Below are 21,665 nucleotides of genomic sequence, written 5' to 3'. Positions count from 1 at the left end.
CGCAAAAGATGTCGTCTGGACTGACGTCTTCGCGAGCAAGCCCGCTCCCACATGGAAATGCATTCCAATGTGGGAGCGGGCTTGCTCGCGAAAGCGATAGCCCGGACGCCATGCACTGACTGATTCACCACGGTAATCGAGAACCCCATGCCTCAACCGCGTCCCTACAAAGTTGCACTCAACGGCTACGGCCGAATTGGTCGTTGCGTCTTGCGTGCGTTGTTCGAGCGAGGCGAGAAGGCCGGGTTTGAAATTGTCGCGATCAACGACCTGGCCGACATGGCCAGCATCGAATACCTGACACGCTTCGACTCCACCCACGGGCGCTTTCCCGGTGAGGTGAAGGTCGACGGCGATTGTCTGCATATTAATGGCGACTGCGTGAAGGTCCTGCGCAGCGCCACCCCCGAAGGCATCGATTGGGCGTCCCTGGGCGTCGATCTGGTGCTCGAATGCTCCGGTGCCTGGCACACCCGCGAAGACGGTCAGCGTTTCCTCGACGCTGGCGCGCCTCGGGTGCTGTTTTCCCAGCCGATGGCCAGCGAGTCGGATGTCGACGCCACCATCGTCTACGGCGTGAACCAGGATTGCCTGACCGGTGACGAACGGCTGGTGTCCAACGCCTCCTGCACCACCAACTGCGGCGTGCCGCTGTTGCGCCTGCTGGACCAGGCCATCGGTCTGGAATACGTGTCGATCACCACCATCCACTCGGCGATGAACGACCAGCCGGTGATCGACGCCTATCATCATGAAGACCTGCGCCGCACCCGTTCGGCGTTCCAGTCGGTGATCCCGGTGTCCACCGGTCTGGCGCGTGGCATCGAGCGCCTGCTGCCGGAACTTGCCGGTCGAATCCAGGCCAAAGCCGTACGCGTGCCGACAGTGAACGTCTCCTGCCTCGATATCACGATGCAGACCGTGAGCGACACCGACGCCGCCGAGGTCAACCGGATCCTGCGCGAGGCTGCCACCAGCGGCCCGCTCAAGGGGCTTTTGGCCTATACCGAGCTACCCCATGCAAGCTGTGATTTCAATCACGACCCACATTCGGCGATCGTCGATGCCAGTCAGACCCGCGTTTCCGGCCCTCGGCTGGTGAACATCCTGGCCTGGTTCGACAACGAATGGGGTTTTGCCAACCGAATGCTGGATGTTGCAGAACATTATCTGCAGACAGCTGCCTCTCCAAAACAGTAGGAAATGCGACCCATGACCGTGTTGAAGATGACCGACCTCGATCTGCAAGGTAAGCGCGTACTGATCCGCGAAGACCTCAACGTCCCAGTCAAGGACGGTGTTGTCACCAGCGATGCGCGAATCCTGGCTTCGCTGCCGACCATCAAGCTGGCCCTGGAAAAAGGCGCGGCCGTGATGGTTTGCTCGCACCTTGGCCGTCCGACCGAAGGCGAGTTCTCCGCCGAGAACAGCCTCAAGCCGGTCGCCGACTACCTGAGCCGTGCTCTGGGCCGCGAAGTGCCGCTGGTGGCTGACTACCTGAACGGCGTCGAGGTGAAGGCCGGCGACATCGTGCTGTTCGAAAACGTGCGCTTCAACAAGGGCGAGAAAAAGAACGCCGACGACCTGGCCAAGCAATACGCCGCCCTGTGCGACGTGTTCGTGATGGACGCCTTCGGCACCGCGCACCGTGCCGAGGGTTCAACCCACGGCGTGGCCAAGTTCGCCAAGGTCGCAGCGGCAGGCCCGTTGCTGGCAGCCGAACTGGATGCACTGGGCAAGGCCCTGGGTGCTCCGGCCAAGCCAATGGCCGCCATCGTTGCCGGCTCCAAGGTGTCCACCAAACTGGACGTGCTCAACAGCCTGAGCCAGATCTGCGACCAGTTGATCGTCGGCGGCGGCATTGCCAACACCTTCCTGGCGGCAGCCGGGCACCCGGTCGGCAAATCCCTGTACGAGCCGGACCTTTTGGACACCGCGCGCGCCATCGCCGCCAAGGTCAGCGTTCCGCTGCCGGTCGACGTGGTGGTTGCCAAGGAGTTCGCCGAATCCGCCGAAGCCACCGTCAAGCTGATCGCTGACGTCGCGGCCGACGACATGATCCTGGACATCGGGCCGCAGACCGCGGCGAACTTCGCCGAACTGCTGAAATCGTCGAAAACCATCCTGTGGAACGGCCCGGTGGGCGTGTTCGAATTCGACCAGTTCGGCAACGGCACCAAGGTGCTGGCCCAGGCCATCGCCGAAAGCTCGGCGTTTTCCATCGCCGGCGGTGGCGACACCCTGGCGGCCATCGACAAATATGGCGTTGGCGAGCAGATCTCCTACATTTCTACCGGTGGCGGCGCGTTCCTCGAATTCGTCGAAGGCAAGGTGCTGCCAGCCGTTGAAGTCCTGGAAAGCCGGGCCAAGGCCTGAGGGTCGCCCGTTTGACCTGGCAAGGGAGTGTTTTCATGGTCAAGACGTTAGCGCTGTTGATCGTCGCAGGTTCGCTGGTGGCTTGCGGGAGTAACCCGAAGGCCACGCCGGAACCTGCACCGGTCGAGCCCCAGAACGGCTGCAACCAGGCCGAATGGCAAGCGGAGACCAATCCGGTGCTCAACAAGCGGTCCGGGCCCGAGGGCCTGGACAAGTACGAGACCCAGACGCCCGCCAAGGAACATGGTTGCCCTTGACGGGTCTGACTCTTTACTCAGGGCCGGCGGCGTGCGCTGTCGGCCGAGGAACACGGATGAAAGGATTGATCGCCATTACGGCGCTGGCACTGCTGGCCGGGTGCGCCAACCTGAACCCCTTCCAGTCGTCCGCCCCGGCTGACAACTGGACCACCTGGACCTGCGACAGCCAGGCCAAAGTGGTGTGGCGCTACGCCGACGACAGCCGCAGGCAAGTCGACGTACGCCTGGGCGGCGCCGATCAGGTCTACCGCCTGAAGGAAGAACCCGGCGCGTCGGGCTCGCTGTACAGCAACGACATGCTGGCGTTTCACATAAAAGGTGAGGAAGGCCTGGTTTACTGGGTCGCCACCAATGATTTGATAGGCCGTGGCTGTAAAGCGCAATAACCGATACGCCACGGACCCCATGTGGGAGCGGGCTTGCTCGCGAAAGCGGTGGGTCAGCTTGCATCGATGTTGAATGTCAGATCGCATTCGCGAGCAAGCCCGCTCCCACAGGGTTCTGCGTAACGCACAGGATTTTGCAGCACCGAATTGGCAGGCCGGACCAACCCCCGATCTGCAATAACTTGAATCGCCGCCGCCGCTACGGCAGGCTGGCAAAATAACGACTTCAACCGGGAGAGACCCTCACAATGGCACTTATCAGCATGCGCCAGATGCTGGACCACGCAGCCGAGTTCGGCTACGGCGTTCCAGCCTTCAACGTCAACAACCTTGAGCAGATGCGCGCCATCATGGAAGCCGCTGACAAGACTGACTCCCCGGTGATCGTCCAGGCTTCGGCCGGTGCCCGCAAATACGCCGGCGCGCCGTTCCTGCGTCACCTGATCCTGGCGGCCATCGAAGAATTCCCGCACATCCCGGTGTGCATGCACCAGGACCACGGCACCAGCCCTGACGTCTGCCAGCGCTCCATCCAACTGGGCTTCAGCTCGGTCATGATGGACGGCTCCCTGGGCGAAGACGGCAAGACCCCGACCGACTACGACTATAACGTGCGTGTGACCCAACAAACCGTGGCCATGGCGCACGCCTGCGGCGTATCGGTAGAAGGCGAGCTGGGTTGCCTGGGTTCGCTGGAAACCGGCATGGCCGGTGAAGAAGACGGCATCGGCGCCGAAGGCGTTCTGGACCACAGCCAGATGCTGACCGACCCGGAAGAAGCCGCTGACTTCGTCAAGCGCACCCAGGTCGACGCCTTGGCCATTGCCATCGGCACCAGCCACGGCGCCTACAAGTTCACCAAGCCACCTACCGGCGACGTGCTGGCGATCGACCGCATCAAGGAAATCCACAAGCGCATCCCGAACACCCACCTGGTGATGCACGGTTCGTCTTCGGTTCCGCAGGAGTGGCTGGCGATCATCAACCAGTACGGCGGCGACATCAAAGAAACCTACGGCGTACCGGTTGAAGAAATCGTCGAAGGCATCAAGCACGGCGTGCGCAAGGTCAACATCGACACCGACCTGCGCCTGGCTTCCACCGGCGCAATGCGTCGCCTGATGGCCACCAACCCGAGCGAATTCGACCCACGCAAATTCTTCGGCGCCACCGTCACCGCCATGCGCGACGTTTGCATCGCCCGCTACGAAGCCTTCGGCACCGCCGGCAATGCTTCCAAGATCAAGCCGATCTCCCTGGAAGCGATGTTCCAGCGTTACCTCAAGGGTGAGCTGAACGCCAAGGTCAACTAAGGCCTGAGCGTTTCCGCTCCACAAAAACCCGCAGAAATGCGGGTTTTTTTATGGCCGATCATTCAACCTCAACGAGGTCCATGTGGGAGCGGGCTTGCTCGCGAAGGCGTAGTGTCAGACGACATCGATGTTGAATGACATGACGCCTTCGCGAGCAAGCCCGCTCCCACAGGGCAACGCTGTGTTGACGGTTATTTGTCGTGGTCGATATCGAGTTTGGAGAAGGTCACCTTCCCACCTTCACTGGTGTACCCGGTGTTGTCCTGCACATACACCCCGGCCTTGAAGTACAGCGGCTTGTCGCGCCAGGTGGCGCTGATTTTGGTGTCCCACTGATAACCCGCTGCGCTGATGCCCAGCGCGCCGCCGGGGCTCAGGTGGATGAGGTAGGAAAACTCGCGGTCCAGTTTCACGCCGGTGGCGATGGTGATGACGCGGCCCTCGTCGTCATCGGGGTGCATGCGTACTTTGGCGACGATATTGCCGGTGGCGGTTTTGGTTTTATATTGGTACTCGACTTTCACCAGGGGTTTTTGGCTTTCATAGGCATGAATCTGGCCTATGACGATCTTGCCCGAGCTGGGTACCTGATTCACTGTTAGGGTGGCCCTCAGGGCGTTGTCGGCGTCCGGGTAGTACCAGTTTTTCAAGGTGCCATTGCTGTACGTCTCCCGCAGTTCGGTGCGTGGGTAGATGGCATTTTCGGTGCGTGAGCCGGTGACCGGAGCCCAGAAGAACAGGGTGCCGGTGTCGGAATGGAAGTATTGATCCTTGAAGCCCTTGACCAGTTTGGAGGTTTCAACGGTATACGGCGGATTGCCGACGGGAACGCTGAGGTTCCAGCTTGCGAGGTCGATCATGGGTAAACGCTTCCACGGATTTTTGCGGTACACACGTACCAGAAGCTCTAGCACGCGACTTTGAGCGCGGCCTTTATAATCGTGCAACGCTATTTTGTTAATGCCTGACTGACAGATGGGTGGCGTCAAAATCCTGTTAAAAGGCCATCTTTCCCGGTTTCAGAGGCTTTCAAGCGTGACCGTTAGTCGGTAAAAGACAGCATTGGTTAAATGATGGCGTACTGATACCTTCTGCTTTTTTGGATCCAGGTCTAGAGTGAAGGCTTAGTATTTGTCCGGTTTTCACAAGAAGCCGGCCTGACGCCCCGAACATAGAGAAGCAGCATGGAATGCGCGCACCCCCCGCCAATTGAAGGCACCTCAACGTTACTGATCGTCGACGATTACCCGGAAAACCTGATCAGCATGAGCGCGTTGTTGAAGCGCCAGGACTGGCGGGTTTTCACTGCTGCCTCGGGTTTCGAGGCACTGAGTCTGTTACTGGAACACGATGTCGACCTGGTCCTGCTGGACGTGCAGATGCCCGGTATGGACGGTTTCGAAGTCGCGCGGCTGATGCGCGGCAGTCAACGCACCCGCCTGACCCCGATCATTTTCCTGACGGCCAACGAGCAGTCCCAGGACGCCGTGATCAAGGGCTACGCCAGCGGCGCCGTGGATTACCTGTTCAAACCCTTTGACCCGCAGATTCTCAAGCCCAAGGTCCAGGCGTTGCTGGAGCACCAGCGCAATCGCCGGGCGTTGCAGCGCCTGAGCCATGATCTGGAAGTCGCTCGCGCCTTCAATGCCTCGGTGCTGGACAACGCCGCCGAAGGCATTCTGGTGGTCAATGAGGACGGTCTGATTCGCTTCGCCAACCCGGCGATGTCGCGCATGCTCAGCGCCACGGTGCAGGAACTCGAGGGCCGTGAGTTTCTGGATTTCCTGCAAAAGCCGCACATCCCGGTGTGGGCGGAGTCGGATCTGCTGGCCGATTACCGGCGCGGCGAGACCTATCGCCTGCACGATGCCTTGCTGCGTACCGCGCCGGGGCAGCAGGTGCCGGTGGCGCTGTCCTGCGCTCCGTTGCCGGCCGAGCAGCATGCGATGGTGGTCACGGTGTTGGACATGTCAGTGGTGCGGCGCCTGCATCAGCAGCTGGAGTTCCAGGCGGTCACCGACCCCCTGACCGGGTTGCTGAACCGCCGCGGCTTTTACCAGACTGTGGAAAACCTGCTGCTGCGCGGCGAGCGCACCGACAGCGCCTGGGTGCTGTTGTATCTTGATCTGGACGGCTTCAAACGGGTCAACGATTCGCTGGGTCACGACGCCGGCGACCGCGTGTTGCGCTGGGTCTCCGAACAATTGAAAGCCTGCCTGCGACCCTTTGACATTCTGGCGCGCATGGGCGGCGATGAATTCACTGCATTGCTGGATCTCGAATTCCCCGAGCAGGCCGCGAAGATTGCCGAGAAGCTGATTGAGCGGGTGTCGATCTGTCAGCAAATCGACGGCCTGGATATCGCCCTGGGCGCGAGCATCGGCATCGCCACCTACCCCGATTGCGGCGCGAGCCTCGACGGGCTGATGCGAGCGTCGGACATCGCCATGTATGAAGCCAAGCGCGCTGGCCGTCAGCAATATCGCTTCTACGATCACGAAATGAATGGTCGGGCGCGGTCCAGGCTGATGCTCGAGGAAAGCGTGCGCACCGCCATCGAGAACCGTGATTTCAATCTCGTCTATCAACCTCAGGTATCCATCGCCACGGGGCAGATCCGTGGCTTCGAAGCCCTGTTGCGCTGGCAGCACCCGAGCGTCGGTGACGTGCCGCCCGGGCTGTTTCTGCCTTTGCTGGAAGAGGCGCGCTTGATCAGTCGCCTGGGCAGCTGGATTTACCAGCGCGGCGCCGGGCAACGCAAAGCCTGGGAAAGCCTGTTTGCCGAGGACCTGGTACTGGGCGTGAGCCTGAGTCGTACGCAGTTCTCCATGCCCAACCTGGTCACCGAGTTGCGCCAGGTGCTGGAACGCAATGGTCTGCAACCGCGTCATCTGGAAGTCGAAGTGACCGAAGAGGCCCTGATGCATCACCCCGAGGAAACCCGCAAACAGCTGCGTCTGCTGCGTAACCTGGGGGTCAGGGTGGCGCTGGATGATTTCGGTTCCGGGCCCTGTTCGCTGGCGCATTTGCGTGACCACGAACTGGACACGCTCAAGCTCGACCGGCATCTGATCTCCCGGTTGCCGGATTCCCCACGGGACGCCGCGCTGGTGCGCAATGTCATCGAGCTGTGCAAGCAGTACGGCATGCTGGTGATCGCCGAAGGGGTGGAAACCCTGGCGCAATATGAGTGGCTGCGAGCCAATGGTTGTGAGTACGTGCAGGGGTTCCTGGTCGCGCGGCCGATGATGGCCGAAGACACCGCTCGCTTCGTGCAACCCTTCGACTGGAGCGCGCTGACCGGTTGAATTCGCTACACTGGCGACCTTTTCGTCATGTGTGTTGCCGCTGCGATGACCCCGTTGAAATACCTCCAGGCTTATCCTGCTTCGTTGCAGGAACAGGTGCGCCAGCTGATCGCCGATGATCGGCTAGGCGAGTACCTGAGCAAGCGCTACCCGGACAATCACGGGGTGCAGAGCGACAAGGCGCTGTACACCTACGCACTGGACCTCAAGCAGGAATACCTGCGCAACGCCCCGGCCATCGACAAGGTGCTGTTCGACAACCGCCTGGACTTGACCCACCGCGCCCTCGGCCTGCACACCACGATTTCGCGGGTGCAGGGTGGCAAGCTCAAGGCCAAGAAGGAAATCCGCATCGCGTCGCTGTTCAAGGACGCGCCGGCCGAGTTTCTGAAAATGATCGTGGTCCACGAACTGGCGCATTTCAAAGAGTCCGATCACAACAAGGCGTTCTACAAGCTGTGTGAACACATGCTGCCGGGCTATCACCAGGTGGAGTTCGATGTGCGGGTGTATCTGACCTGGCGGGATATGCAATAACAAAGGATCGTCAGATGGAAGTCAGCAAGACCAAAAGCAGTTTCTACCGTCGCCTGTACGTGGCGTACCTGATCGACAGCGGGCTGGCCAGCAGCGTCCCGGCCTTGACCGAAGTCACCGGCATGCCCCGGCGCACGGCCCAGGACACCATCGCCGCGTTGGCGGACCTGGATATCGTCTGCGAGTTCGAACAGGAAGAAGGCGCGCGCAACCATGCGGGGCGCTACCGGATTCGGGATTGGGGGGCGATTGATCGGGGGTGGATCGAGCGCCATTTGCGGCAGATCAAGGGGGTTTTGGAGTATCCCTGACAGTTGCGGCGTCTGGGCCTGCGCCTTCGCGAGCAAGCCCGCTCCCACAGTGGATCTCCGTCGAACACAAAATCTGTGACCCATGGAGAGCCCATGTGGGAGCGGGCTTGCTCGCGAAGAGGGCCTCAGGAACGCCGCATGCCTATGTGTGGAATTCCATCCTCCACATACTCCTCACCCGCCACTACAAACCCATACCGCCCGTAATACCCCTGCAAATGCGCCTGGGCCGAGAGATACACCGGCACCTCGGGCCAGCGCTTGTGCGCCTGCCTGAGCGCCTGTTCCATCATTTCATGCCCCAGACCCTGACCACGGGTTGCAGGGGCGGTCACGACCCGGCCGATCACGACGTCGCCGCCCTGTAGATCCGGATCGAGCAGGCGCAGGTAACCCACCAATCGATCCTTCTCCCAGCCCATCAAATGGCAGGTGTCTCCCTCCAGATCCTGGCCATCGATGTCCTGGTACACGCATTTCTGCTCGACGACGAACACCTCGGCACGCAGCTGCAGGATCGCATACAGCTGTTCCTTGCCCAGATCGCTGTGGTGTTTGCAGACCCATTCGATTGTCATGTCGTGATTCCCTGAAAACGTTCCCCCGATACTAAGCGTCCTCGTGATGGTTGTCTTGATGGCAGAGAAATCTGTGACAAAGACCAAAATGCCATCATTCATTTCACGCGCCGTCGGCTTCTTTGTGTAATCTGGAATCCAGCGATGTGCAGTGGCTTCAATGAACTAGAGTTTTGTACCTGGGTGTGCCGGTAAGGGGCTTGGAGAATCAGCTGAAAACACGACGGGCAGCCCGCCCGCTAAGGACTTTCGAGCATGCCGCGATTGCATCGAGCCTTTGCTTTGATTGGATTGCTGTTGCTGGTGCAAGACGTGGCGGCGGAAAAGCTGCGGCTGGTGGCTGATAGCTGGCCGCCGTTCACCGACGCCACGCTGGTCAATGGTGGCCTGGCCACCGACATTGTCAGCACTGCGCTGGCGCGGGCCGGTTTTGCCAGCGACTTCGAGCAGGTGCCCTGGGCGCGGGCCTTGCTTGGATTGGGTGAGGGCCGTTACGACGTGCTGGTCAACGCCTGGTACAGCGATGAGCGTACCCAACTCGGCCAGTTCTCCGGCGCTTACCTGATCAATCGCGTGCGCTTTATCAAGCGCAAGGACGCGCCGATCGAATTCAACAACCTGCAGCAACTGCACACCTACCCGGTGGCGGTGGTGCGCGGCTATGCCTATTCGACGGCATTCGATGAGGATGCGTCGGTGCAGAAGGTGCCGGTGCACAATTTCGCCATGGCCGTGCGCATGGTCGCGGCGGACCGGGTCAAGTTGACCCTGGAAGATGAGTACGTCGCCCGCTATTACCTGGCGCGGGAATCGGCCAAGGTGCGCAATGCCGTGGAGTTCCTGCCCAAGCCGCTGAGCGAGAACAGCTTGCATATCCTGGTCAGCCTGAAGAATCCCCAGCATGAGCAGATCGTCGCCGGGTTCGATCGGGAGATTGCCAGGATGAAGGCCGATGGAAGTTATGAGCGGTTGCTCAGGCAGCATGGGATGTAGCGGGGAGGTCAATCCCCGCTCGTATCCTTGATCAAATGCGCCGCCAGTGTCCGCAACGGCCCGAGTTGCCGGCAGATCAACGCCAGCTGGGTCTGCACCAGCCGCTGTCCTTCATCGATCTCATCGGGCATCTGCTCCAGGTCATTGGCCAGGGCTTCTTCCTCATCGCTCTGAATCGCAATCGCGGATTTGCTGGCCAGGCCCTGGGCAATTTCGTCGATGCTCGCGGCCAGTCTCACCCCGGCACCTTCGATCAGATGCTCGCGCACGTCGGCGGGCAGTTGGGTCTCGCGGTGTGCGCCCAGGCCGGACAGATAACTGAGCAAGGTGTGCGACAGCACCAGGAAGCGGAAGCCCACATCCGCTTCCTTACGGAAGTGCCCCGGCTCCATCAGCATGTTGGCCAGGGTGGTCGACAGGGCCGCATCGGCGTTGTGCGCGTTGCGTCGGGCCAGGCGATAGGCCAGGTCGTCGCTCTTGCCGGCGGCGTATTGCTGCATGATCTGGCGCAGGTAAATGCTGTTGCAGGTCAGGGTGTTGGCCAGCACCTTGTTCAGGCGCCGGCCCTGCCAGTCCGGCAGGAACAGGAACACCGCCAGCAACGCGATCAGGCTGCCGACCAGGGTGTCGGACAGTCGCGGCAGGAACAGGCCGTAGCCGTCGCCCACCTGGTTGAAGCAGAACAGCACCATCAGGGTGATCGCCGCCGTCGCCAGGGTGTAGCGGGTGGTGCGGTTGGTGAAGAACACGATCCCCGCGGCAATCGCGAAGCACGACTGGATCAGCGGGTTGGGGAACAGGTCGAACAGTGCCCAGGCCAGGGTCAGGCCGATGGCGGTGCCGACGATCCGCTGGCCGAGTTTGCGCCGGGTGGCGCCGTAGTTCGGCTGGCAGACGAACAGCGTGGTCATGATGATCCAGTAGCCCTGTGACGGGTGGATCAAATGCACCATGGCGTAGCCAACACTCAGGGCCAGGGGTAAACGCAGGGCATGGCGGAACAGCAGCGAAGTCGGCGTCAGTTGGGTGCGCAGGCGTACCCAGACGTCCTTGAGGTTGCGTGGCGAGCGATCGAGCAGGCTGCTGTCGGTGGCGTCGGCCAGGGCATCGGGGTTGCTCGCATCGCTGAGCAAACGGTCGAGGGTGGCCAGGTTGGCGGACAATGCCCGCAACGAGCGCAGCAAACCGCGCCAGGCCGGGTTGCTCTGGATGCGCAGGTGTTCGAGGGAGGCATGCAGATCGCCCAAGGCTTCGGCGAAGCTGGCGTCATAGATGAAGGGCTGGCGCATCTGGATCGATTCGGCGAGCGCGCGGCAGGCCTTGCCTTGCTGGCGCAGAAGGCGCTGGCAGCGGAACAGCACGTCGCTGTGGAAAAACGCCTCGGCCAGGGCGTTGTAAGGGTAGTGCGAGGAACTGGCGCGCTCGTGGATGTCCTGGGCGAGAAAATACAGCTTCAGGTAGCGGCTGACCTTCGACCCCGGGCGCCCGTTGCCGACCCGGTGCAGGATGATTTCCTTGGCGGCGTTCAGGGCGGCCACCACCCGACCGTTCTGTTGCGCCAGTTCCAGGCGCCGCGCTTCCACGTCCAGCTGACGAATCGGCTCGAACAGCGACGATTTCAACTTCAGGTAAAAACCCAACTCGCGGAACAATCGCGCCAGGCTCTGTTGCACCGGCTGGTTGGAAAACAGCGCCTGCCACAGCACTGAGAGCAAGCCGTACCAGGCCGCACCGGCCACCAGCAGCAGCGGTTCGTGCCAGACGTCGGTGACCGCGCCGCCACGCTGGTCCACGCCGATCATGGTGTACACCGACAAGATCAGCGTCGCCGAGGCAATCGCGCCATAACGTTCGCCCAGAGCGCCGAGCATCGTCAGGCAGAAACTGGCGAGGGCGAAAGCAATGATGAAAACGATGGGGTAGGGGAACAGCAGTTCGACCGACAGCGAGGCGACGGCGAAACACACCAGGGTCACGGCCAGCGCATTGAGGCGGCCTTGCCAACTGTCGTCGGTCTCGGCCAGGGCGCTGGCGATGATCCCCAGGAACAACGGGATCAGCAGCCCCATTTCATCCTGATACCAACACAGCGCCATGGTGCCGGTCAGGGCGATGAACACCCGCACGCTGTAGCTGAATTTATCCAGCGCCCACAGGCGCCGCAGAGACTGGCGAAACGAAGTCGATGACATGAAGTGCGAAGGCCTTCCGAGGCGATGACGCTAAATTGAGCCACTAATGACGCCGACGCAATGGCGGCGATCACATTGAGCAGCAAAATCTGTTCCTTTATCGAACACCCTGTCACCAATGTGGGGCTTGTTCGCGAAAGCGGTGTATCAGTCGACTGATCGGTCAACGGACAGATTGCATTCGCGAGCAAGCCCGCTCCCACATTTTGTTTGGTGTTAGGTCAGACGTACTGCGCAGCTGCGTAGCCCGAGGCCCAGGCCCACTGGAAGTTGAAGCCGCCCAGGTGCCCGGTCACGTCCAGCACTTCGCCGATGAAGTACAGGCCAGGGCTTTTCAGCGATTCCATGGTCTTGGACGACACCTCGTTGGTGTCGACGCCGCCCAGGGTCACCTCGGCGGTGCGGTAGCCTTCGGTGCCGGCCGGCACGACTTTCCAGTTCGCCAGTTTTTCGGCGATGTCGGCCAGCTCCGCGTGGGTGTATTGCTTCATCGGCTTGGACACGAACCAGTTGTCCGCCAGCAGGTTGGCCATCTTCTTGGTGAAGATTTCCCCGAGCAGGGTTTTCAGTTCGCTGTTGGGACGTTCGGCCTGTTGCTGTTGCAGCCAGCTCGGCACGTCGTGGTCCGGCAGCAGGTTGATCTCGACCGTGTCGCCGGGCTCCCAGAACGAGGAAATCTGCAGGATCGCCGGGCCGCTGAGGCCGCGGTGGGTGAACAGGATGTTCTCGCGGAAGCTCTGGTCGTTGCAGCTGACCAGGCAATCCACCGACGTCCCCGACAGCTCGGTGCACAGGGCCTTGAGCTGATCGGTGATGGTGAACGGCACCAGGCCGGCGCGGGTCGGCAGCAGTTCGTGGCCGAATTGTTTGGCGACCTGGTAGCCGAAACCGGTGGCGCCCAAGGTCGGGATCGACAGGCCACCGGTGGCAATCACCAGGGATTGGCAGGTGACCTGGCCGAGGGTGGTGTCCAGCAGATAACCCTTCTCCAGCTTCTCGATGGTCTGGATCGAGGTGTCCAGGTGCAGGCTGACGCCCACCTGATCGCACTCGTTGAGCAGCATCTCGAGGATGTCGCTGGATTTGTTGTCGCAGAACAGCTGCCCGAGTTTTTTCTCGTGGTACGGCACGCCGTGCTTGGCCACCAGGCCGATGAAATCCCACTGGGTGTAGCGGGCCAGGGCCGATTTGCAGAAATGCGCGTTCTGCGAGAGGAAATTGCTCGGCTCGGTGTACATGTTGGTGAAATTGCAGCGGCCACCGCCGGACATCAGGATTTTCTTGCCGGCCTTGTTGGCATGGTCGAGCAACAGCACCTGGCGCCCGCGGCCGGCGGCGGTCAGTGCACACATCAACCCTGCGGCGCCAGCGCCAATGATCACGACTTCGGTAGAGCGCAAAACGGTGTCCTCTTGAGTAGCACCACAAAATCAATGTGGGAGCGGGCTTGCTCGCGAAGGCGGTGTATCAGTCGCCTTATAGGCTGACTGACAGATTGCATTCGCGAGCAAGCCCGCTCCCACAGGGGATCTTCGTTGAGTCGAAGAACCCTTACAGAATACGCACGCGCAACGAACGGCCCTTGATCTTGCCGTCGTTCAGGCGCTGCAGGGCCTGTTTGGCGACGCCGCGTTCCACGGCCACGTAGGCCTGGAAATCGAAGATCGCGATCTTGCCGACCTGGGCGCCCGGGATGCCGGCGTCACCGGTCAAGGCGCCGAGGATATCGCCCGGGCGAACCTTGTCCTTGCGCCCGGCAGCGATGCACAGGGTGCTCATCTGTGGCAGCAGCGGGCCACCGCCCTGGGACTTCAGGTTGTCGACCTGATCCCAGGTCAACGGGGTTTTCTGCAGCTGTTCGATGGCTTGCGCGCGCTGCGCTTCGGACGGCGCCACCAGGCTGATGGCGATGCCTTTCTCACCGGCACGACCGGTACGGCCGACGCGGTGGATGTGGATTTCCGAATCCCGGGCCAGCTCGACGTTGATCACCATGTCCAACGAATCGATGTCCAGGCCGCGGGCGGCAACGTCAGTGGCCACCAGCACCGAGGTGCTGCGGTTGGCGAACATCGCCAGCACCTGGTCGCGGTCACGCTGTTCCAGGTCGCCGTGCAGGCCGACGGCGGAGATGCCCTTGGCGGTCAGGTGATCGACGGTTTCCTGGACCTGCTGCTTGGTGAAGCAGAACGCCACGCAGGACGCCGGACGGAAGTGGCCGAGCACCTTGGTCACCGCGCTCATGCGCTCTTCCGGGGAGATCTCGTAGAAACGCTGCTCGATCTGCGTATCGTCGTGGAACGCTTCGGCCTTGACCTGCTGCGGGTTGCGCATGAACTTCGACGCCAGTTGCTTGATGCCCACCGGGTAGGTGGCAGAGAACAGCAGGGTCTGGCGACGCTCCGGGGCCTGCATGATGATTTCTTCGATGGAATCGTAGAAACCCATGTCGAGCATGCGGTCGGCTTCGTCGAGGATCAGGGTGTTGAGGCCATGAAGCACCAGCGAGCCTTTGCGCAGGTGCTGCTGGATGCGGCCCGGGGTGCCGACGATGATGTGCGCGCCGTGTTCCAGCGAAGCGATCTGCGGGCCCAAGGACACGCCGCCGCACAGGGTCAGGACTTTGATGTTGTCTTCGGCACGGGCCAGGCGACGGATTTCCTTGGCGACCTGGTCGGCCAGTTCGCGGGTCGGGCACAGGATCAGCGCCTGGCAGCCGAAATAGCGCGGATTGATCGGGTTGAGCAGGCCAATGCCGAACGCGGCGGTCTTGCCGCTGCCGGTCTTGGCCTGGGCGATCAGGTCCATCCCCTTGAGGATCACCGGCAAGCTTTGCGCCTGGATCGGCGTCATCTGGGTATAACCGAGGGACTCGAGGTTAGCCAGCATGGCGGCGGACAGCGGCAAAGTATTAAAAGCGGTGGCGATGGTGGTCACGGGACTGGCCTGCAAAACAAAATGTCGCGCAGTGTACCAGCCCGATGGCCATTCGCCCTAAGGCTCTATGTGTTCTTCCGGACGTTTGACGCGCCGTCCGTCTTCCTTCGACAGCTGCGAAAAGATCGTCGCCGCCAGCATCGCCATGATGCCCACGGTCACGAAGGTCAGTTGAAACGCCCCCAACACGGTCTCCACACCATCGTTGCCGATTTCCGCCGTGAACCCGCCCAGCAACGCACCGGCGCAGGCCACCCCCAGGCTCAGGGACAGCTGCGCCACCACCGACAGCAAACTGTTGCCGCTGCTGGCGCTGGCGTCGTCAAGGTCGATCAGGGTCACGGTGTTCATCGCCGTGAACTGCAGCGAGTTGATCGCACCGAGGATCGCCAGCAGGCACAGCAGCAGCCAGTACGGCGTCTGCTCGCTGACCAGCCCCATGCTCGCCAGCATGATCCCCAGCGCCAGGGTGTTGCCGGTCAGCACGATCCGGTAGCCCAGGCGCTCGATCAGTGGCCGCGCCACCCACTTGGCGATCATCGCCGCGGCGGCCAGCGGCAGCATGCTCATCCCCGCCTGTGACGGTGAATAGCCCAGCGCCACCTGCAGCAACAAGGGCACGAGGAAGGGCAGGGCGCCGCTGCCGAGGCGGGCGAACAGGTTGCCGAGAATGCCGACGGCGAAGGTCCGGGTCTTGAACAGGGACGGCGCGAACAAGGGATTGTCGATGTGCCCGGCGCGCAACCAGTACGCCGCCAGGCAGGCCAGCCCGGCGAACAGCAGCAACATCACCCGCAGATGCGGCAGGTGCAGCTCGCCCAGGCCTTCCATGGCGATGGTGATCAGGATCATCGCCGCGCCGAACAGCAAAAAGCCCAGGCCATCGAAGCGAGTGCGCTCGGTGCCGCGCAGGTCGGGGATGAATTTCCACACCGCGTAGCAACCGATCACCCCCACCGGCAGGTTGATCAGGAAGATCCAGTGCCAGGTCAGGTATTCGACCATCCAGCCGCCCATGGTCGGACCGATCAACGGGCCGAGCAGACCGGGGATGGTGATGAAACCCATGATCCGCACCAGTTCCGAGCGCGGGTAGGCGCGCAGCACCACCAGGCGCCCCACCGGCAGCATCAGAGCACCGCCCAGGCCCTGGACGATCCGGGCGCCGATCAGCAGCGTCAGCGAGTTGGACATCGCACACAGCAGGGAACCGATGCTGAACAACAGGATGGCGCTGAAGAAGATTTTTTTGGTGCCGAAGCGATCGGCGATCCAGCCCGAGGCCGGGATCAGCAGCGCGACGGTGAGCATGTAGGCGATGATCACGCCCTGCATGCGCAGCGGGTCTTCGGCCAGGTCCGCGGCCATGGCCGGCAGGGCGGTGTTGAGGATGGTCCCGTCGAGGGACTGCATGAAGAACGCAATGGCGACGACCCACGGCACCCAGCGGGCGGTGACAGCGTCGAGAGGCGGGCGGTTGGGCATGGGACCTCATGTGGAAGACGTGTTAATGCGATGTCGTGGCGGATCACTACCCCTGTGGGAGCGGGCTTGCTCGCGAAGAGGCCGTCACATTCAATATCAATGTTGACTGAGCCACCGCGTTCGCGAGCAAGCCCGCTCCCACAGGGCCTGCGGTTTGCCGGGATGTTCTGTTCACAGCGTAAGGGTCAATCGGCTGATCAGCGCCCCCGGCAACAACGCCGAAGCCGTCGCCCGCTGGCTGTAGGTACTGGCGGACAGCAACATCTCTCGCTCCTCGGTCAACGCTTCGAGCTGCGAACCCAGCAGGCTGTAGGCGCTGTCATCGAAACGCATGGTGCTGACCGGGGCCTGGATTTCGCCGTTCTCGACCCAGAAGGTCGCGAAGCGGGTCATGCCGGTCAGGCGGGCCGCCGGTTGATCGGAGAAGTTCAGGTACCACAGGTTGCTGATGTACAGGCCCGTGCCCAACTGCTTGAGAATCTCCGCCTCCGGCAGCACGCCGCCCCGCATGTTCAGCGCGCTGGGGGATTCGCCACCACTGGCGCCGTTGGCAGTCAAACCGTACTCGGCAGCGCTGCGTGAACCCACCAACCGGTCCCCGGCCTGGCCTTCGACGATCAGCCTCAGATCACTGCGCGGATAACCTTCGTCGGAGAACGCCGGGCTCAACGAGCCACTGACTTTTTCATCCAGCGACACCAGCGCACTGAAGCGTTGATCGCCGCCATACAGCTTCTGCAACGGGCTGCTCTTGCTGGCAATCGACTGCGCGGAAAACCCGCCCCAGCACAGCATGCCGATGATCTCTTCCAGCGCCGCCGGGGCCAGGTAAGCGCGGTATTGACCCGGCGTCAGGGTGCGCAGGGGGCGCCCCAAAAACGCCAGTTGTTCGCGGGCCTGCTGGAAGCGTTTGGCAAAGCCTTCGCTGCTCCAGTCGTGCCCGGCATAGCTGGCCTTCACTGCTTGGCCGTTTTCATGGAACAGGCTGAAATCGAAATTGAAGCTGTTGGCCTGATGCCAGCCGAATGCCCCGGCGGAGCTGGCGAAACCACGGCTGATTGGCCCGGCTGCATAAAAGCCGACCAGGTCCAGGCCTTCGGCGGCGCGGGTGATTTCAGCGACCGCTTGCTCGGTGTCCGGCAGCGGATGCGCTTGCACGTTCTGACTCTGCCAGCCGTTGTAGTTGAGCAGCAGGTACGGATCCTGTGGCAACAATGGCAGGGTGTCGCGCAGTTGTTGCAGGCCCTCGGCCAGGCGCTGTTGATCCACCTGCGGATCGCCGGACAGGGTGATGTCGAGGTCGGCGTGGCGTCCGTCGTTGATCAGTTTCAGGCCGATGCTCGCCTGCTGCACCTGCCCCGCCTGACGTACTTTGGCGTGATTGAAGCGCACGAAAGCCGACGATTCGGCGGCGTAGCTCAAGGTGAATTGCTCCGGCTCGCGCAGAGCATCACGCAAGCTGGCGACCAAGGCCTTGAATGATTCGACCTGATTGTTCGTCGCACCCATCAGGCATCTCCCCCAAACACATCAACGTTGCTGAACACGCAGGCCGGCGACGCATGGCCGACGCGGATCACCTGGTTCGGTTCGCCCTTGCCGCAGTTCGGCGTGCCCAACACTTTGAAGGTATTGGCATCGCCGACCGCGCTGAGGCTCTTCCAGAATTGCGCGGAAATCGCCCGGTAGTTCGGATTCTTCACCACGCCCTTGAGTTCACCGTTTTCGATCAACTGGCCCCACTCGCAGCCGAACTGGAACTTGTTGCGCGCATCGTCGATGGACCAGGAGCGGTTGGTGCTCATCAGGATGCCATGTTCGATGTTGCCGATCAGTTGTTCCAGCGGTTGGTCACCCGGCTCGATGTTGAGGTTGGCCATGCGGTCGATCGGTGGGCGGTTCCAGCCGCAGGCACGGCTGTTGGCCACACCGTCCAGGCCGGCGCGGAACTGCGACAGGGCGCCGCCCAACGGACGCAGCAACAGGCCTTCACGGATCAGAAATTGTTTGCTGGCGGCCGTGCCGTCGTCGTCATGGCCGTAGCTGGCGAGCTGCTCGGGAATGTCCGGGTCGAAGGTCACGTTGAGCAGCGTGGAGCCGTATTGCAGATGACCGAAGTCTTCGGCCTTGACGAAGCTGGTGCCGGCGTAATTGCGCTCGTCGCCGAGGATGCGGTCCAGTTCCAGCGGATGGCCGATGGACTCGTGGATCTGCAGCATCATTTGGTCGGGCATCAACAACAGGTCGCGGGGGCCTTGGGGTGTGTTCGGTGCCAGCAGCAATTGCAACGCCTGATCGGCCACGATGGGGCCGGCACCGACCAGGCCGCAGCGGCTGATCACATCGGCGCCGCCTTGCTGGCCGAAGTTCTCGCGGCCGAGGCTGCGGGTCTGGCTGTCGTTGCCGTCATAGGCGGTGACGTCCAGGCCCGGGTAGACAAAGCGTTGGGCCTGGCGCAGCTCGGCGCCGGCGCTGTTGAGGTAGATCTGCTCGACGTGGGTGATGCCGATGCTCACCTGCCAGTTCACCAGACGCTCGTCCTTGGGCACGGCGGCGGATTCGGCGCCGAGCAGTTGGTAGCAGTCGCTCAGGGATGGGAAGGGCTGGTCGAGGTTCGGCGAACAGTAATCGGCGCGGTCGCTGGATACGGCGTGTTCACGCAAGTCCAGCAGGGCATGGGGCTTGAGTCGGCGCGCCTGATTCTCGGCCCGTTCGAGGGCAGCTTGCAGGCTCTGTTGCGACAGGTCATTGGTGGCGGCATAGGCTTCGACGCCGTTGACCCGCACGGTCAGCATCGCGCCTTCGTCACGGCGCAGGCTGGGCGGTTCCGCCACGTTCTTGCGCACCGACAGGTACTGCCCGGACTCGCGCACATACCGCAGGGAAAAGAACTCAGCGCCCGTGCGCAAGGCAGCAAAGCGCTGCTTGAGCTGGGGGTGGAAATCGAACATTGGGGAACCTCCCTGGTATGGAGTGGCGGCAAAGCGGTGCGGCGAGAGGAGGGGGTGAAACGGTTGCGTGGCCCTAGAGTAGGCCTGGCAGGGGGGATGGATCAAGGGAAGTGATGGAGGTGAAGTGTTGTTGGTGCGGGCCCCTTCGCGAGCAAGCCCGCTCCCACATTGAATCTGTGTGGTTCACACATTCAATGTGGGAGCGGGCTTGCTCGCGAAGGCAGCACCGCGGTGCAGCGTCTTAAGCGGGCTGCCCCACTTCACGCAACGGCTTGCCCTTCACCGGCGCATCGCCGGCCACGTAGTAGTCGGCCTTGCTGCGCGGCAATGGCTGGCGACCGCGGATCTTGTCGGCGATTTTCTCGGCGATCATGATCGTGGGGGCGTTCAGGTTGCCGGTGGTGATGATCGGCATGATCGAGGCATCCACCACGCGCAGGCCCTGCATGCCATGCACGCGGCCCTCGCCATCGACCACGGCCATCTCGTCGGTGCCCATCTTGCACGAGCAGGACGGGTGGAACGCGGTTTCGGCGTGCTCGCGGATGAACTTGTCCAGTTGCTCGTCGGTTTGCACCTCGATGCCTGGGCTGATTTCCCGCCCACGGAACGCGTCCAGCGCCGGTTGCTGCATGATTTCCCGGGTCAGGCGGATGCCGTCGCGAAACTCCTGCCAGTCCTGCTCGGTGGCCATGTAGTTGAACAGGATGCTCGGGTGCTGGCGTGGGTCCTTGGACTTGGCCTGGATGCGCCCGCGGCTCGGCGAACGCATGGAGCCCATGTGCGCCTGGAAGCCGTGCTCTTTCACGCCGTTGCTGCCGTTGTAGTTAATCGCCACCGGCAGGAAGTGGTACTGGATGTTCGGCCACTCGAATTCCGGACGGGTGCGGATGAAACCGCCGGCTTCGAACTGGTTGCTGGCGCCGATGCCGGTGCCGTTGAACAGCCATTCGGCACCGATGGCCGGCTGGTTGTACCAGAGCAGCGACGGGTACAGCGACACCGGTTGGGTGCAGGCGTATTGCAGGTACAGCTCGAGGTGGTCCTGCAAGTTTTCACCGACGCCCGGCAGGTCGTGGACCACCGGAATGTCGAGCTTGTTCAGCAGTTCGGCGGGGCCGACACCGGAGCGTTGCAGGATCTGCGGCGAAGCGATGGCGCCGGAGCACAGCAGCACTTCCTTGCGCGCCTTCACTTCAACGCGCTCTTCAGCATCGCCCATCAGGTAACGCACGCCGACCGCACGCTTGCCTTCGAACAGGATCTTGTCGGTCAGGGCGTGGGTGACGATGGTCAGGGTCGAACGCTTCTTGGCCACGTCCAGGTAACCGCGGGCGGTGGACGCACGGCGGCCTTTTGGCGTGACGGTGCGGTCCATCGGGCCGAAGCCTTCCTGCTGGTAGCCGTTCAAGTCTTCGGTGCGCGGGTAACCGGCCTGTACGCCGGCTTCGACCATGGCATGGAACAGCGGGTTGTTGCCGGCCTTGGGCGTGGTCACGCTGACCGGACCGTCGCCACCGTGGTAGTCGTTGGGGCCGATGTCACGGGTTTCAGCCTTGCGGAAATACGGCAGGCAGTCCAGGTACGACCAGTCCTCAAGACCGGGCAGTTTCGCCCAGCCGTCGTAGTCCATGGCGTTACCGCGGATGTAGCACATGCCGTTGATCAGCGAGGAGCCGCCCAGGCCCTTGCCGCGACCGCATTCCATGCGGCGACCGTCCATGTGCGGCTCCGGATCGGTTTCGTACGCCCAGTTGTAGCGACGGCCTTGCAGCGGGAACGCCAGGGCGGCCGGCATTTGCGTGCGGAAGTCGAAACGGTAGTCCGGGCCGCCGGCTTCGAGCAGCAGGACGGTGACGCCTTCGTCTTCAGTCAGACGGGTCGCCAGGGTGTTACCGGCCGAACCGGCACCGATGATGATGTAATCGAATACTTGGGACATTTGAATGCACCCTCTTTGAAGTTGGTTCAGGTCGAAGATCGCCAGACACCGCGCAACCCGTGGCGAGGGAGCTTGCTCCCGCCCGGCTGCGCAGCA

Annotated in this window: 18 protein-coding genes; 9 read left to right on the top strand and 9 right to left on the bottom strand. The window is 62.2% G+C overall.

Annotated features, from left to right (window positions below):
* Positions 1-147: 147 nt before the first annotated feature.
* The 5 genes from epd to fba all read left to right on the top strand — a co-directional run bounded on the left by epd (position 148) and on the right by fba (position 4,335).
* The gene (epd, locus tag B0W55_RS17425) at positions 148-1,200 is read left to right on the top strand and encodes an erythrose-4-phosphate dehydrogenase (protein WP_077047167.1); all 1,053 of its coding nucleotides are present in this window, start codon (positions 148-150) and stop codon (positions 1,198-1,200) included.
* 12 nt (positions 1,201-1,212) lie between these two features.
* On the top strand, positions 1,213-2,376 hold the full coding sequence (locus tag B0W55_RS17420; protein ID WP_077047166.1) for a phosphoglycerate kinase: 1,164 nt from the start codon (positions 1,213-1,215) through the stop codon (positions 2,374-2,376).
* A gap of 35 nt (positions 2,377-2,411) precedes the next feature.
* Complete coding sequence (locus B0W55_RS17415; protein WP_077047165.1) at positions 2,412-2,633, top strand: hypothetical protein; 222 nt, start codon at positions 2,412-2,414, stop codon at positions 2,631-2,633.
* A 56-nt stretch (positions 2,634-2,689) separates the two neighbouring features.
* Positions 2,690-3,022, top strand: a complete 333-nt coding sequence (locus tag B0W55_RS17410) for an MliC family protein (protein WP_077047164.1) — start codon at positions 2,690-2,692, stop codon at positions 3,020-3,022.
* Positions 3,023-3,270: 248 nt separating this feature from the next.
* On the top strand, positions 3,271-4,335 hold the full coding sequence (gene fba, locus B0W55_RS17405) for a class II fructose-bisphosphate aldolase (protein ID WP_019694035.1): 1,065 nt from the start codon (positions 3,271-3,273) through the stop codon (positions 4,333-4,335).
* Between the two features lie 191 nt (positions 4,336-4,526).
* Here the strand turns inward: fba and B0W55_RS17400 are convergent, their stop codons facing one another.
* The gene (locus tag B0W55_RS17400; protein WP_077047163.1) at positions 4,527-5,195 is read right to left on the bottom strand and encodes a polysaccharide lyase family 7 protein; all 669 of its coding nucleotides are present in this window, start codon (positions 5,193-5,195) and stop codon (positions 4,527-4,529) included.
* 324 nt (positions 5,196-5,519) lie between these two features.
* On the opposite strand from B0W55_RS17400, the gene B0W55_RS17395 reads away from it, so the two are divergent.
* Genes B0W55_RS17395 through B0W55_RS17385 form a run of 3 tightly spaced genes read left to right on the top strand, consistent with a single transcriptional unit; the run spans position 5,520 to position 8,491 of the window.
* Positions 5,520-7,643 carry a bifunctional diguanylate cyclase/phosphodiesterase gene (locus B0W55_RS17395; protein ID WP_077047162.1) on the top strand — a complete coding sequence of 708 codons (2,124 nt, stop codon included), beginning with the start codon at positions 5,520-5,522 and terminating at the stop codon, positions 7,641-7,643.
* Between the two features lie 45 nt (positions 7,644-7,688).
* The gene (locus B0W55_RS17390; RefSeq protein ID WP_077047161.1) at positions 7,689-8,180 is read left to right on the top strand and encodes a M48 family metallopeptidase; all 492 of its coding nucleotides are present in this window, start codon (positions 7,689-7,691) and stop codon (positions 8,178-8,180) included.
* A 14-nt stretch (positions 8,181-8,194) separates the two neighbouring features.
* Positions 8,195-8,491, top strand: coding sequence for a helix-turn-helix domain-containing protein (locus B0W55_RS17385; protein ID WP_077047160.1), 297 nt, complete (start codon positions 8,195-8,197; stop codon positions 8,489-8,491).
* Positions 8,492-8,616: 125 nt separating this feature from the next.
* Here the strand turns inward: B0W55_RS17385 and B0W55_RS17380 are convergent, their stop codons facing one another.
* Positions 8,617-9,069, bottom strand: coding sequence for a GNAT family N-acetyltransferase (locus tag B0W55_RS17380; protein WP_077047186.1), 453 nt, complete (start codon positions 9,067-9,069; stop codon positions 8,617-8,619).
* Between the two features lie 255 nt (positions 9,070-9,324).
* On the opposite strand from B0W55_RS17380, the gene B0W55_RS17375 reads away from it, so the two are divergent.
* A complete protein-coding gene (locus B0W55_RS17375) occupies positions 9,325-10,062 on the top strand; it encodes an ABC transporter substrate-binding protein (RefSeq protein ID WP_077047159.1) in 738 nt (245 codons plus the stop codon).
* A gap of 8 nt (positions 10,063-10,070) precedes the next feature.
* On the opposite strand, the gene yccS is transcribed toward B0W55_RS17375, so the two are convergent.
* The 7 genes from yccS to betA form a co-directional block, all read right to left on the bottom strand.
* Entirely contained in the window at positions 10,071-12,254 is a 2,184-nt protein-coding gene (gene yccS / locus B0W55_RS17370; protein ID WP_077047158.1) for a YccS family putative transporter, read from the bottom strand.
* Positions 12,255-12,475: 221 nt separating this feature from the next.
* Positions 12,476-13,654 carry an NAD(P)/FAD-dependent oxidoreductase gene (locus B0W55_RS17365; protein WP_077047157.1) on the bottom strand — a complete coding sequence of 393 codons (1,179 nt, stop codon included), beginning with the start codon at positions 13,652-13,654 and terminating at the stop codon, positions 12,476-12,478.
* Between the two features lie 151 nt (positions 13,655-13,805).
* Entirely contained in the window at positions 13,806-15,143 is a 1,338-nt protein-coding gene (dbpA, locus tag B0W55_RS17360; protein WP_256576329.1) for an ATP-dependent RNA helicase DbpA, read from the bottom strand.
* 105 nt (positions 15,144-15,248) lie between these two features.
* Positions 15,249-16,676, bottom strand: coding sequence for a multidrug transporter subunit MdtD (mdtD, locus tag B0W55_RS17355; RefSeq protein WP_077047155.1), 1,428 nt, complete (start codon positions 16,674-16,676; stop codon positions 15,249-15,251).
* 171 nt (positions 16,677-16,847) lie between these two features.
* Positions 16,848-18,185, bottom strand: coding sequence for a TldD/PmbA family protein (locus B0W55_RS17350; RefSeq protein WP_077047154.1), 1,338 nt, complete (start codon positions 18,183-18,185; stop codon positions 16,848-16,850).
* Positions 18,185-19,627 carry a TldD/PmbA family protein gene (locus B0W55_RS17345; RefSeq protein ID WP_077047153.1) on the bottom strand — a complete coding sequence of 481 codons (1,443 nt, stop codon included), beginning with the start codon at positions 19,625-19,627 and terminating at the stop codon, positions 18,185-18,187. The genes B0W55_RS17350 and B0W55_RS17345 overlap by 1 nt, the downstream gene beginning before the upstream one ends.
* A 241-nt stretch (positions 19,628-19,868) precedes the next feature.
* Positions 19,869-21,569: a choline dehydrogenase gene (gene betA, locus B0W55_RS17340; protein ID WP_077047152.1), complete on the bottom strand. Its 1,701-nt coding sequence runs from the start codon at positions 21,567-21,569 to the stop codon at positions 19,869-19,871.
* Positions 21,570-21,665 lie beyond the last annotated feature (96 nt).

The sequence above is a fragment of the Pseudomonas sp. KK4 genome, from assembly GCF_001984065.1.
Taxonomy (GTDB): Bacteria; Pseudomonadota; Gammaproteobacteria; order Pseudomonadales; family Pseudomonadaceae; genus Aquipseudomonas.
Note: the sequence above shows the minus strand (reverse complement) of the source record. Positions and strands in the feature narration are given on the sequence as shown.